The following is an 11,997-nucleotide window of genomic DNA, read 5'->3' as shown; positions in this document are numbered from 1 at the left end:
GGGGTGCAGCGTTCCGGCCCGCTGGTGCCAGGGGGACCACCGCACCGAGTGGTGGGAGGGCGGCACGACCTCGGTGGCCAACGCACAGCTCCTCTGCGGGCGGCACAACCGCGAGAAGCACATGCGCCGCCTCCAGGCCCACTACCGGGCCAACACCCGGGAGCGGCCGCCGAACCGGACCCCCGGGGACCGCCAGGGCCGCCGGGGGCGCAAGGGGCCCGGACGCCAAGGGGCCGCAGGCGACAAGAGCGGAACCGACCCGCCCGAACCACCCCGCCCCTGAACCACCACCCCAGCCCCGGAGCCCTGCCACCCGGGCTCCGGTGACACCCCCCGCAAGCACCCCGCACCCCCGGGTGCCGGGTGCCTGGCACCCGCATGGCCCGGCCCATCGACGGGTCCTGCCGTAGTGCGCTCGCGTTCCGAGGTCGGCGGCCGCTGGAATGGGGTGACCGCCGTCGGGTAGCGGGCGCCGGTGAGGACGGCAAAGGCGGACCACGTCCGTTCCAGGGGCGTAGCGGCCGTGCCGACTGGGGGCGGACCGTCCGCAGGGAGCGACGGCGGCCCTCGGTGAGCGGGATCTGGACGTTCCGGCCGTGCGCCGTTCGCGCGGCCGATGGATCGGTCAGGTAGGGCGGATCACGCGGCGAACACCTGGGAGTCGTCGGCGAAGGCCTTGAACTCCAGGGCGTTGCCGGCCGGGTCGAGAAGGAACATCGTCCACTGCTCGCCCGGCTCCCCCTCGAAGCGGACGTAGGGCTCGATCACGAACCGCGTCCCGGCCGCGCGCAGCCGCTCGGCGAGCGTGTGGAACTCCGGAACGGCCAGGATCAGCCCGAAGTGGGGGACGGGCACGTCGTGGCCGTCGACGGGGTTGTGGATGCGCCTCTGGCGCTCGGGCGCCAGGTGGGTGACGAACTGGTGGCCGTGCAGGTTCCAGTCGATCCAGGTGTCGGAGCTGCGCCCCTGCTCCAGGCCGAGCACCTTCCCGTAGAAGGCGCGGGCGGCGTCCAGGTCGTCGACGGGCACGGCCAGGTGGAAGCGGGGGATCGGAGAGTCGAGCGTGGTCATGGGCGGATGCGCCTTCCTGGTCGTGGGACGCGCCCGGCACTTCCGGAGCACGATTGTCCGAATGTTAACATTCGGACAATATGAGGCAAGGGTGTCCCTCGTCTTCGAAGGAGCCGCGGTCGGCCCGGGACGACCTGGCGCCGTGGGGCCTGTAAGACTGGGAACGGCGGCCTGACCAGCGGGCCCGGGCGAGCAGGGGAGACGGCAGCGCGCCATGGACATCGCCGAGGAGCAGCGCGAGCACTGGACGCGGGTCTACGCCGGCAACCCGCACATGTACGGCGATGCGCCGTCAGAGGTCGCCCGGCATGCGGGTGCGGTCTTCGCGGAGCGAGGTGCGCGCTCGGTGCTGGAGCTCGGAGCGGGGCACGGGCGCGATGCTCTGTGGCTGGCCGGGCAGGGATTCCCGGTCACGGCCACGGACTTCAGCGCCCCCGGGCTGGAGCAGCTCGACGAGGCGGCCGCCGGACTCGGCCGCGCCGACTCCGTCCGCACCGTCCTCCACGACGCACGGGACCCCCTCCCTTTCGCGGACGGCTCCTTCGACGGGGTGATGGCGCACATGCTGCTGTGCATGGCCCTGAGTACCGACCGGATCCGGGCCCTCGTCGGCGAGATCGGTCGCGTCCTCAGGCCGGGAGGCGCGCTCGTCTACTCGGTCCGCCACACCGGCGACGCCCACTACGGCCAGGGCGTCTCCCACGGGGACGACATCTACGAGCACGGCGGCTTCGCGGTGCACTTCTTCCCCCGTGCGCTGGTGGACGAGCTTGCACAGGGGTGGGCGCTCCAGGAGGTGCACGCCTTCGAGGAGGGCGAACTGCCGCGCCGCCTGTGGCGGGTCACCCAGACCAGGCCTGTGTCGGGTGAGCAGGCGGCGACCTCCTGACCCCGGCCCCGGACCGGCAGGTGCGGGGCAAACACCGGTTCCCGGATCGGTCAAGATCTCTCCGTCCGGCCCCCGTCCGCGTTGGTGCGCTGGCAGGAAGGGGCAGGACCGCAGACGGAGCCGGGCGCCGCATGCGTCCGCGCAGGCTGACCGACCAGGAGGAGGGGCCATGTCGGCGTCCGTCACCGATCCCGCCGTCCGAGCGTTCATCGATGCCGTCAACGCGGGCGACCGCGCCGCGTTCCACGCCGTGCTGACCCCGGACGCCACGATGTCCGACGACGGCTCGGACCGCGACCTGGCCCAGTGGGCCGACCGGGAGATCTTCTCGGCCAACGGCCGCATGGACGTGGTCAGCGCGAACGACGAGGGCCGGACGCTGATCGCCGACTACACCAACGACACCTGGGGAGCCATGCGCACCCGGTGGACCTTCACCGTCCGCGACGGCAAGGTCGCCCGCTTCGACACCGGGCAGGCCTGACGACCGGCCTGCGGGCCGGCACCGCCGCGTCTGAGTACCCGTACTCTTCTGGGACCGGGGGGTGCGGGATGGAATCGTCGGCATGGACGAACAGCGCACCCCCGGGGCGTCGGGGTCGGACAAGGAAGACCGGGCGGCGGACGAGGACGGCGGCGGTGGGGGAGTACCGGCCTCTGCAGGCCACGCCGATCACTCGTCCGGGAACGACTCGGCAGGCGTAGCAGCGCCTGCTTCCACTCGGTTCGAGGCCGCGCTCTGTGCCGCCGTGTTCGGGTTCTTCGCGCCGACGGTCGGCTCGGCGCTGTTCTACGGCCTGATGTTCGGCCTCCTGGCGATCGGCTTCGGCGTCGTCGGCGCCTTTCCTGCGGTCCTGATCATGATCGCGATCCCGACGATCCCCATCGGACTGTGGGCGTGCTGTCGCAGCGCTTTGAAAGCCCTGGGGGCGCAGGATCCCGGCCACGTCGCCGCCTTGGAGGTCGGCTGCTCGGCGCTGACGGCGGTCCTGATCTACCGAGGCGTCTTGGTCGGCCATGCCCCTTTCGCCATCGATGCGGTCGCGGTCGGCGCGGCCACGGCAGGCCTGGCCGTGGGCGCAGGGTGCGGTTTCGCCGTGCTGGTGCCACGCCCGGTTCCACGGGCCTCCCTCTCCGTCGTGATCGCCGTCGGGGGAACAGTGGCCGCGATGGTCGGACTGCCGGCACTGTACGAGGCCCGGCAAGAACGGGCTGACCGCCGAACGGCCATCGGGGATACCGACTTCGCCATCATCGACCACCCGGAGTGGCGCCGAACGGGGGCGAGCGGCGCTACCGGTGACCTCGAGGTCCATTACCGGCAGGAGGGCGGCGGCAAGGTGACCGTCGAGACATGGAACGGGGAGACCGACGGTATCGAGGACCGATGCGGCAGACCGCGGACGCACTGCGACTGGCAGGGCGATCTCCTGGTCCGACGGGCAGTCGGCGAGGTCGAGGAGGTACGTACGGTATTGCCGGATGGAACGGTGGCGGCCGTGACTTCGACCGGGAGCGGTGAAAACGTGGACCTCATGGAGCCCGCGAGGCATGTCCGCACAGGGACTCCGGCCGAGCGTGAGGAGATCATCGACGGACCGGAGGTGTGAGGCCCGCCGTCGGCCCCTACGCGCCCCGGGCGGCGTTCGTCGGAGCCCCTTAGGGAGGAGTGGCCTCCTCCGCCCACGCCTTCAGGCCCGCGGCGAACCCCTCCCGCTCCTGCGGGGAGAGCCTTTCGAGCACCCGCAGCAGGGGGGCCGCGCGGAGGGCCGCGAACCGTTCCATGAGCGGGCGGTACTCCTCGGACAGGGCCACGAGCACCCGCCTGCGGTTGGCAGGGTCCTTACGGCGCGTGACCAGGCCCGCGTAGGCGAGGTCGCCGACGAGCTCGCTGACGGTCGACAGGCGCACCCCGAGCCGCACGGACAGCTCGCCCACGGTCGGCTCACGGCCATGGACGAGCTGCGCCAGCACGCTGCCGTGCCGCCCGGTCAGCTTGTTGCTCTGGAACGCCTCGGCCAGCTCCGGGGGCATCTCCTGGGGGGCGCGCCGGTACCAGGCTTCGAGCAGCGGGACGTGGCGCAGGTAGCGGTCGATCAGTTCAGGCGGCGGAAGTCCGTCCGCACGGGCGCCCGTCACCTCCGCACCGCCTGCGGTCTCCGCGCCGAGGGCGCCGCCGCTGTCACCGTCCTCCATGGCGTCCGACACTACTGCGCCCTCACGCCGCGCGCCTCAGTACGCGACCCCGACGGCCTGGCGCTCTGTCCCGGGGGACTCCAGAGCGGCGAGGACCGCGTGGGCGGTGTCGGCCCGGGAGAGGGTGAGCGCTGCGGGCGGGCTCGTGCCGACCGCGGTGCGGTAGTGCGCGGTCTTGGGGCCGTCGGTCAGCCGGGGCGGCCGGACCACCGTCCAGGGGGCGGTACCACCCCTCAGGACCTCCTCCATGGCCGCCAGGTCCCGGTAGGCGTCGGCGAAGACGCGCCGGAGCGCCGGGCGCAGCAGCAGGCGGTGGTGGAGCGCGTCGCCGGGGGCGGCCGGGCCCACCGGCACGGCGCTGACGGCCACGATCCGCCGTTCGCCGACCTGCTCCATCGCCCCGAGCGCGGAGCGGGCCCAGGTGGTGGCGGGGGATCCGCCGCGGACGGTGGCCGCCAGCCCGGACAGGGCGGCGTCGGCGCCGGCGAGCACGGGGGCCAGGGCCTCGGCGGTGAACGCGGTCATCGTGGCGGTGGTGAGCCGAGGGTGCTCCAGCGGGAGCCGGGCGGGGTCGCGGACGACGGCGGTCACGGTGTGCCCGGCCTCCAGTGCCTGGTCGGTGATCCGGCGGCCGGTGCCTCCGGTGGCGCCGAAGACGGCGAGGTGCATGGCGGTTCCTTGCGGTCGGGGCGGGCGAGGGGCGGCCTGAGGCGGCCGGGCACGTCCGGGTCCGCTCAGAGGGGACGGCGGAGCAGCGGCAGCGCCACCATGCCGTCGGCCTTGAGCCGGGCCCGGACGAACGTGTGGAAGCTCGGCCGGGTGAGCTGGCCCAGCAGGAACGGCACGGCCCCGCCGGGGAGGCGCGCGTCGTTCACGAAGGCGAACCGGGAGTCGTCCAGCGCCCGGAGCGGTGTGGAGTTGTCGACGCCCGTCTTGGCGGTGTACCCGCCGGCGACGCCCTTCCAGGTGCGGACGGCGGTGTCGCGGTCGCGGGCGAGGAAGTGGTTGAACAGGTAGGTGCCGGTCGGGGGGTCCTCGGTGTCGCCGATCCGCGCCGGGTCATCTCCCGGCAGTGCTCCAGCGCGTCGTCCCGCTCGGCGCTGCGGTGCACGACCGGGAGGCGCGGCGGGGCGACCGACTTCCCGGCGTAGAGGAATCCGGAGGTGGACGGCTGGCGGAAGGCAGACCGGGGGTAGGGCCGGGTGGTGGCTGTCATGGTCGCCGCCTTCATCGGTGGCCAATAGTTCGGATTTCCGAATATACAAATGGCGTGCGGCCGAGGGAACCCCGTGGAGGAGGGAGACGGTGAAGGGGGAGAGCGCACCGCCGCTCGGTGAGGCGCACCTAGTCGCCGGAACTCGGGGAGGAAGTCCAGGTGCGGGGGCACCAGGCGGTCGGCGGCCTGCCCACCCGGCGATGCGCCCGTGCCGACCTGGGTGGACGGAACGACGCGAGGCGGTTCCTCGGCCGGGCGGCGCACGGGGATCGGGTCCATCGCGGGGTGACGGGCGCCCTTTGAGGTCGCGGACGGATTCGCTCCTGCTCATGCGCGCCGGATCCCGACCGGCCAGGGCGAGAAGGGCGGTGGGCCGTCTCGGCGCGGCCGATCAAGGCCCTCGCTTGCCGGCCGCCCCACCTCGTTCTTCTTCGGTCGCCTTCTCCTGAGACGCTCTCGGAGGAGTCCGCCGCCTGGAGCAGTTCCCCGTTCGCGCCGCCGCCCCTAAATGGCGAGGGAACGCCCCTGCTGAGGTTCAAAGCTCCTCGCAACCCGGAACCGGGTGAACGCATCGGTGTCCCGCCGCCGACAGCAGCACCCCGGCCCGAGGCCGGCCCTTTTTCCCTGCCCTTCGATCGAGGGGCGACACCCACGTGGATCCCCCCGTGCGCGTCCCTGCGCACGATTCCGCGCACGGGCGGAACCGGCCGCGGGGGCGTTCCACCCAGGGCCGGTTCCGCAGGGTCACCGCTCGGCGCGGTGGCGCGCGCGTTCGGCCGGTCCGGAGTCCGGGGCCGCGGCGGTCGTGTCGCCGGTGCCGCCTTCAGCGCCGTCCTCGGATTCCACCGGGGTGACCGTCCCCGCCGAGCCGTCGACCGTGATCAGGTCGCCGTCCTTGATCCTCCGGGTGGCCTCGCGCAGGCAGATCACCGCCGGGATCCCGTACTCGCGGGCNGTGGGGGGAGCCGGTCTCGGTCACCAGGCCCGCCGCGGTCATGAACAGCGGCGTCCACCCCGGGTCGGTGGTCGGGGCCACCAGGATCTCGCCCGGCTCCAGGTGCGCCCCCACCGGGTCGCGCACCACCCGGGCCCTACCGGTGGCCCGGCCGCCCGCCGCGGGCTTGCCGGCCATCGCCCCCTCCTCCACGGGCGGCGCCGGCAGCAGCGCGTCCACGTCCGTGCCGTCCGACAACAGCACGGCGGGCACCTCCGGCCGGCGCAGCTCGCGGCGGTAGAAGGCCCGCCGCCCGGCGACCGTCTCGCGCAGGTCGGCGCCCTCGTCCACGGCGGTGCGGAGCTCGGGCAGCGTGAGGAACATGACGTCCTCGGCCCGCTCCAGCAGCCCGCGCCCGGCCAGCTCCCCGCCGACCAGGACCAGCTGGCGGCGGAACTCCAGGAAGGGGATGAGCCAGGCGAACTTGGCGACCTCCCGGAGCCCGGTCAGCTCGCGGGAGCGGCGCATCAGGAACACCCCCAGCCGGCCGCGCACCCGGTGCCGGCGGCGCACCCGGCGCTCGACCTCGGCGATGACCGCCTCGGCGCGCTCGGCGGCGCGGGCGAACCGCCGGTCGGGCGCCTGGTCGGGATCGTCCACCCGCAGGTAGTTGGCGATGGTGCCGAACAGCGGCGCCGGGTCGTCGGCCCACCGCGGCATGCCGATGTCCACCTCGGCGGCGGCCCGGTGCCCGTAGAGGTCGAGGAAGCCCTCCAGGCCGATGTCGGGCAGCGTCCCCGCCCGGTAGCGCTCGGCCAGCTCCTCGGCCGGGGTGTCCAGGAACAGGTCCCGGTGCTCGCGCGCGTGGACGGCCATCCGCCACAGCGCCATGTCCATCTGGGTGGTGACGTTGTGCGGCATGCCGCCCAGGGCGGTGTCGGCCTCCTCGTCGGTGATGATCCCCTTCAGCACCACCGAGGGCAGACCGGTGAGGATGATGCCGGTGAACAGCGGCCACATCAGCTCCATGAGCCCGCGGAACAGGGCGTCGTCGTTGACGCCGCGCTCCACGAAGCGCAGCCGCTCGGGCGCGGCCGCGCCCGCCGGCGGGGGAGGGGCGGTCCCGGTGCGCAGGGTCCGGACGGCCCGGTCCACCTTCGCCCGTGCGGCCTGCGGCTTGGCCAGCGAGTGGAGGATGCCCGCCGTCGCGGGGCCGCCGTAGCGCAGCCCCAGGCGGAGCATCGACCGCAGCCGGAACGGCTGGCCCTTGACCGGCGCGAAGCGCGGGTCCTTGAGCAGGTACCGGATCGCGGCCTTGGCGCGCGGCCCGTACACCTCGGCCATGTCCGGCATGCGCGGCCGCATCATCCTGCTGCGGAGCATGTCGGTCACGTCGACGTACAGGCGGCTGCCGATGCCGGTCATGAGGGGCACCGGCCGGCCGGAGGCGGAGGCCTTCATGAGGTCGCCGAGCCAGTCCCGCACCATCAGTTCCATCATGGACATGCCCATGGGCGTGACGGGGCGCAGCAGGCCCTGGATGTTGCCCGCCTCCATGTAGGCGCGCGGCCGGGGCAGGTGCGCGTCGTCGGGGAGGGGGAACAGGGTGGTGACGGCCCGGGACTGCAGCAGCCACAGCACGCCGTGGGCGTCGTAGGCCCACTCCGCGTCCTGCGGGGAGCCGAAGTGGCGCTGCAGGCGCTCGCCCGCCGCCCTCAGCTCCTCCACCTGGGCGGCGCTCAGGCAGCCGTCATCGGGGCCCTCGGTCCCGCCGGGGCCCATCTCGTAGTGGTCGGGCACGCCGCTGCCGTCGACCACCGCGGTCCCCAGCCCGCGCACGGCGTCGGCGACCATCACCGACCGGCTGCCGCTGAGGGGGTCGGCGGTGAACAGCACCCCGGCGGTCTCGGCCTCCACCATGCGCTGCACGACGACCGCCATGTGCACGTCGCCGCCGCCGATGTCGTTGTCGCGGCGGTAGGCCACCGCGCGCTCGGAGTCCAGGGACTCCCAGCACCGGCGCACCGCCTCCACCAGCTGCTCCACGCCCTCGACGCCCAGGACCGTGTCCTGCTGCCCGGCGAAGCTGGCGTCGGGGAGGTCCTCGGCGGTGGCGCTGGAGCGCACCGCCACGCGGCCGCCGCCCAGTTCGGCGTAGGCGGCCGCGAGCTCGTCCTCGGGGACCGTGCCCGCCCGGTGGGCCCTGGTGGTCAGGCAGAAGCCGGGCGGGACGCGCTCGCCGGCCGCGATCATCTCGCCCAGGCCGGCGGCCTTGCCGCCGACCAGGCCGATCATGCCGGAGTCGATCTCACTCAGGCCGACCACGTGCATCGCGTTCACTCCTCATCCTGTGCGCCGCCGCGGCCAGCACCTCCATCGCGCTCACCACGGCCTCCAACTCCTCCGCCGTCATGTGGTCCCACAGCGCGGTCTGCGCCTCGATGCGGACCCGGGCGATGCGCTCCAGGAGCGCGCGCCCCTCCGCGCCGAGGCGCACCCGCCTGACACGGCGGTCGGCGTCGTCCTCGTACCTCTCGGCGAGACCGCGCCGCACCATACGGTCGACCAGCCGGCTCGTCCGCGACGTCGAGCGGCCGAGCACCTCCGCCAGTTCCGTGAGGGTGGGGTCCCCGGGGAAAGGCGGGCGGTCGTGGTCGAGCGTCTGGAGCAGGGCCATCTCGATGAGCGAGAGGTCCTCGTCCTCGTTGATCCGCACGAGGCTGGGGACCGTGTCGCGCTGCATGGAGCGGAACACGGCCTCGAGGCGCTCACGCTGATACCTGTGCGTCTGTGCATCGATTGCCATGACGCAATTAAATCTAAGAGGGCGGGCGCGGGGGAGTCCAGAAGGCGGCCGCGTTCCATACGCGGTCTTGACGGCCGACCGACAGGAGAGGCGCTCCAACGCGCGCGACCGCCGAGAATCCGGACAGGCGGTGGCATACCGGTCGGATGTAGGGTCTGCTCGGAGATCCGCGCCGCTGCCGACCGGACGGGCGTTCCGTCCCCGCCGGCCTCCAGCGCTCCTGACCGGCGCCCGGTGTGCAGGAAGCAGTGCTCAGGAAGGAATGGCCCATGGCCGAACGCACAGGAGGTACAGGACGCGCAGGGCGCACGGCGCCGAGCGTCACCACGGCGACGGTGGTGCGCAAGGAGCGGTTGACCCCGCACATGCTCCGCGTCGTCCTCGGCGGCCCGGAGGTGGCCGCCCTGGGGGCGGACCGGTTCACCGACCACTACGTCAAACTGCTCTTCCCCCAGGAGGGGGCGGACTACCCCGAGCCCTTCGACCTGGAGCGCGTCCGCGCCGAGATGCCGCGCGAGCTGTGGCCCGCCATGCGCACCTACACCGTCCGCCGGTGGGACCCCGTGCAGGGCGAGATGGACGTCGACTTCGTGGTGCACGGCGATGCCGGTCTCGCGGGGCCGTGGGCCGTCCGTGCCGAGCCCGGGGACGTGGTGCGGTTCGCCGGTCCCGGCGGCGGCTACGCCCCGGACCCGCAGGCCGACTGGCACCTGATGGCGGGGGACGAGAGCGCCCTTCCGGCCATCGCCGCCTCCCTGGAGCGGCTGCCCGAGGGGGCGGCCGCGCACGTCTTCATCGAGGTGGACGGGCCCGAGGAGGAGCAGAAGGTGCGCACCGGCACGGGGGTGTCGCTGACCTGGCTGCACCGCCGCGGGGGCCGGGTGGGGGAGGCGCTCGTCCGCGCCGTGTCCGAACTGGACTTCCCCGAGGGCGAGGTGCAGGCCTTCGTGCACGGTGAGGCGGGCTTCGTCAAGGAGCTGCGCCGCCTGCTCCGCAACGGGCGCGGGGTGCCGAGGGAGCGACTGTCGATCTCGGGATACTGGCGCCAGGGCATGAACGAGGACGGCTGGCAGTCCTCCAAGCGGGAGTGGAACCGCCGGGTCGAGGAGGAGCAGGAGGGGGCGGAGAGCCCGTAGCGGACCGCCTCCGGCTCAGTCGAGGAGGCCGTCGGCGTGGAGCCGGTCGAACAGGAGCCGGTTCACCGGGGCGACGCGGGGCCGGTCGGCCAGGCCCAGCCAAGCGGTCTGTGCGATCTCCCCTTGAGGGGCGGGGTCCCCGTCGTGCTCGGCCCGGTAGCACGCCATCCGCACCATCGCCCCGGCGCCGTGGCCGTCGGCCTCCGCCTCGTAGGTGCCCAGGTGCACGGCGGTGCCGGGGCGGATGTCGACGCCGAGCTCCTCCTTGGCCTCACGGGCGAGGGTGTCCAGGTCCTCCTCGCCGGGTTCGCGCTTGCCGCCGGGCATGGAGAACAGGGACCTCCCGTGCGACCGAGTCCCCAGGATCCGCCCTTCCCTCAGCAGGACCCACGCCACGGTGTCGACCAGCGCCCCCATCGCCCCTCTCCTCCTCCTTCCGTGCCGACCGCCGGTCCCCGGCGTGCCCCCGGCGGCGTTCCCCCGCCGTACGGGCCGGCGACGGCGGCCCGGCCCGGTGCTTCTCAGGAGGGGGAACCGCGGGCGATGCGGTCGAGCAGCTCTTCCAGCAGCGTGCGCTCGCCCGGGCTGAGCGGGGCGGGGGAGTCGTCGAGGAGCGCGCGCAGCGCGGTGGCCCGGCGGGCGGGCTCACGGTCGGCCCTGTCGTTCCGCTCGTCCTCCGCGTCCGCAGGGCCCGGTGCGGCCCCGCCTACCGCATCCGGAGCGTCGGTCGTGATCGAGGCCAGGACCGCCTCGCGCATCCGCGGGGCCAGCTCGGGGTCGCGCTCCCCGGGGGGCTGTTCGATGAGGGTGAGGGCGACGCCGCGTCCGGCGGACTGCACCATCTGCTGTGCCCGGTCCACGCCCGTGCACAGCCGCCCGGCCTCGGCGATGCGCCGGACGAGGCCGCGCAGGACCGCGTCGGCCCGCGCGACCGCCTCGCCCGCGGCCTGCGCATGGTCGGAGCGGTACATCAGCAGGTAGTGCTCGGGGTGGGCCAGGGCGAACTCCTGGTGCAGGTCCCACCCGGCGCGCAGGTCCTCGACCGGGTCGCCGGTGGGCGGCCGGGCCTCCTTCTGCGCCAGGTAGCGGGCGAAGCCCTCGGCGGCCACGGCGTCCAGCAGCCCGTTCATGTCACCGAAGCGGCGGTAGATGGCCGGCGGCTGGACCCCGGCGGCGGCGCTGACCGAGCGGGTGGTGACCGCGGCCGGCCCCTGCTCCTCCAGGAGCCGGGCGGCGGCGTCGATGATCCGTTCCCGGGGGTCGCTTCGTTCCGTCACGTATCGATGGTAACGGATGTTCGGTATCGCTGTTGCGCTATCACTGAAACCGTCTTATCGTTATCGGTGATACCGAGCCGGGGGGAGCGCCCCTGCCCGGCCGCGACACCGGAGGGAATCCACCATGACCGCGATGACCATGCGCGCCGTCCAGGCCGTCGAGGCGGGCGGGGCGTTCGTCCCCGCCCGCGTGCCCGTCCCCGAGACCGGCGCCGGCCAGGTCCGCGTGCGGGTCCACGCCTGCGGGGTCTGCGCCGGGGAGGCCATCGCCCGCCACGGCCTGATGGGCGCCCGCCACCCCCGCGTGCCCGGACACGAGATCGGCGGGACCGTCGACGCCGTCGGCCCGGGCGTGTCCGCCTGGAACCCCGGGGACCGGGTCGGCGTGGGCTGGCACGGCGGGCAGTGCACCACCTGCGCCGCCTGCCGTACGGGCGACTTCGCCAACTGCGCCGAGCGCCTGATCGTCGGC

General features: G+C 73.8%; 12 protein-coding genes and 2 pseudogenes. 6 read left to right on the top strand and 8 right to left on the bottom strand.

The window, feature by feature from the left end; genetic code table 11:
* Positions 1 to 283, top strand: a pseudogene (locus tag D450_RS0113435) (HNH endonuclease); the annotation flags it as partial.
* Between the two features lie 356 nt (positions 284 to 639).
* Here the strand turns inward: D450_RS0113435 and D450_RS0113430 are convergent.
* Positions 640 to 1,071 carry a VOC family protein gene (locus D450_RS0113430; RefSeq protein ID WP_017539187.1) on the bottom strand — a complete coding sequence of 144 codons (432 nt, stop codon included), beginning with the start codon at positions 1,069 to 1,071 and terminating at the stop codon, positions 640 to 642.
* Positions 1,072 to 1,285: 214 nt separating this feature from the next.
* Between D450_RS0113430 and D450_RS0113425 the strand changes: the two genes are divergently transcribed.
* The 3 genes from D450_RS0113425 to D450_RS0113415 all read left to right on the top strand — a co-directional run bounded on the left by D450_RS0113425 (position 1,286) and on the right by D450_RS0113415 (position 3,570).
* Entirely contained in the window at positions 1,286 to 1,960 is a 675-nt protein-coding gene (locus D450_RS0113425; protein WP_017539186.1) for a class I SAM-dependent methyltransferase, read from the top strand.
* A gap of 169 nt (positions 1,961 to 2,129) precedes the next feature.
* A complete protein-coding gene (locus D450_RS0113420; RefSeq protein ID WP_017539185.1) occupies positions 2,130 to 2,444 on the top strand; it encodes a nuclear transport factor 2 family protein in 315 nt (104 codons plus the stop codon).
* 82 nt (positions 2,445 to 2,526) lie between these two features.
* Positions 2,527 to 3,570 carry a hypothetical protein gene (locus D450_RS0113415; protein ID WP_017539184.1) on the top strand — a complete coding sequence of 348 codons (1,044 nt, stop codon included), beginning with the start codon at positions 2,527 to 2,529 and terminating at the stop codon, positions 3,568 to 3,570.
* Between the two features lie 49 nt (positions 3,571 to 3,619).
* On the opposite strand, the gene D450_RS0113410 is transcribed toward D450_RS0113415, so the two are convergent.
* From D450_RS0113410 to D450_RS0113390, 5 genes and pseudogenes are all read right to left on the bottom strand, one after another.
* The gene (locus tag D450_RS0113410) at positions 3,620 to 4,168 is read right to left on the bottom strand and encodes a MarR family winged helix-turn-helix transcriptional regulator (RefSeq protein ID WP_017539183.1); all 549 of its coding nucleotides are present in this window, start codon (positions 4,166 to 4,168) and stop codon (positions 3,620 to 3,622) included.
* A gap of 24 nt (positions 4,169 to 4,192) precedes the next feature.
* On the bottom strand, positions 4,193 to 4,825 hold the full coding sequence (locus D450_RS0113405; RefSeq protein ID WP_017539182.1) for an NAD(P)-dependent oxidoreductase: 633 nt from the start codon (positions 4,823 to 4,825) through the stop codon (positions 4,193 to 4,195).
* 65 nt (positions 4,826 to 4,890) lie between these two features.
* Positions 4,891 to 5,397, bottom strand: coding sequence for a hypothetical protein (locus D450_RS30135; protein ID WP_017539181.1), 507 nt, complete (start codon positions 5,395 to 5,397; stop codon positions 4,891 to 4,893).
* A 719-nt stretch (positions 5,398 to 6,116) separates the two neighbouring features.
* Positions 6,117 to 8,637, bottom strand: a pseudogene (locus tag D450_RS30130) (PEP/pyruvate-binding domain-containing protein).
* The gene (locus D450_RS0113390; RefSeq protein ID WP_017539179.1) at positions 8,615 to 9,112 is read right to left on the bottom strand and encodes a MarR family winged helix-turn-helix transcriptional regulator; all 498 of its coding nucleotides are present in this window, start codon (positions 9,110 to 9,112) and stop codon (positions 8,615 to 8,617) included. Before D450_RS0113390 ends, D450_RS30130 begins: the two are co-directional and overlap by 23 nt.
* Before the next feature lie 269 nt (positions 9,113 to 9,381).
* Between D450_RS0113390 and D450_RS0113385 the strand changes: the two genes are divergently transcribed.
* On the top strand, positions 9,382 to 10,248 hold the full coding sequence (locus D450_RS0113385) for a siderophore-interacting protein (protein ID WP_026128529.1): 867 nt from the start codon (positions 9,382 to 9,384) through the stop codon (positions 10,246 to 10,248).
* Positions 10,249 to 10,263: 15 nt separating this feature from the next.
* Here D450_RS0113385 and D450_RS0113380 read toward each other — a convergent pair whose 3' ends face one another.
* Together D450_RS0113380 and D450_RS0113375 are read right to left on the bottom strand one after the other, a co-directional pair.
* The gene (locus D450_RS0113380; RefSeq protein ID WP_017539177.1) at positions 10,264 to 10,665 is read right to left on the bottom strand and encodes an NUDIX hydrolase; all 402 of its coding nucleotides are present in this window, start codon (positions 10,663 to 10,665) and stop codon (positions 10,264 to 10,266) included.
* A 104-nt stretch (positions 10,666 to 10,769) separates the two neighbouring features.
* On the bottom strand, positions 10,770 to 11,525 hold the full coding sequence (locus tag D450_RS0113375) for a TetR/AcrR family transcriptional regulator (RefSeq protein ID WP_017539176.1): 756 nt from the start codon (positions 11,523 to 11,525) through the stop codon (positions 10,770 to 10,772).
* 124 nt (positions 11,526 to 11,649) lie between these two features.
* On the opposite strand from D450_RS0113375, the gene D450_RS0113370 reads away from it, so the two are divergent.
* Positions 11,650 to 11,997: alcohol dehydrogenase catalytic domain-containing protein (locus D450_RS0113370; protein WP_017539175.1), on the top strand; the 348-nt coding region annotated here is incomplete at its 3' end.

The sequence above is a fragment of the Nocardiopsis halophila DSM 44494 genome, assembly GCF_000341245.1.
GTDB classification, from domain to species: Bacteria; Actinomycetota; Actinomycetes; order Streptosporangiales; family Streptosporangiaceae; genus Nocardiopsis_A; species Nocardiopsis_A halophila.
Note: the sequence above shows the minus strand (reverse complement) of the source record. Positions and strands in the feature narration are given on the sequence as shown.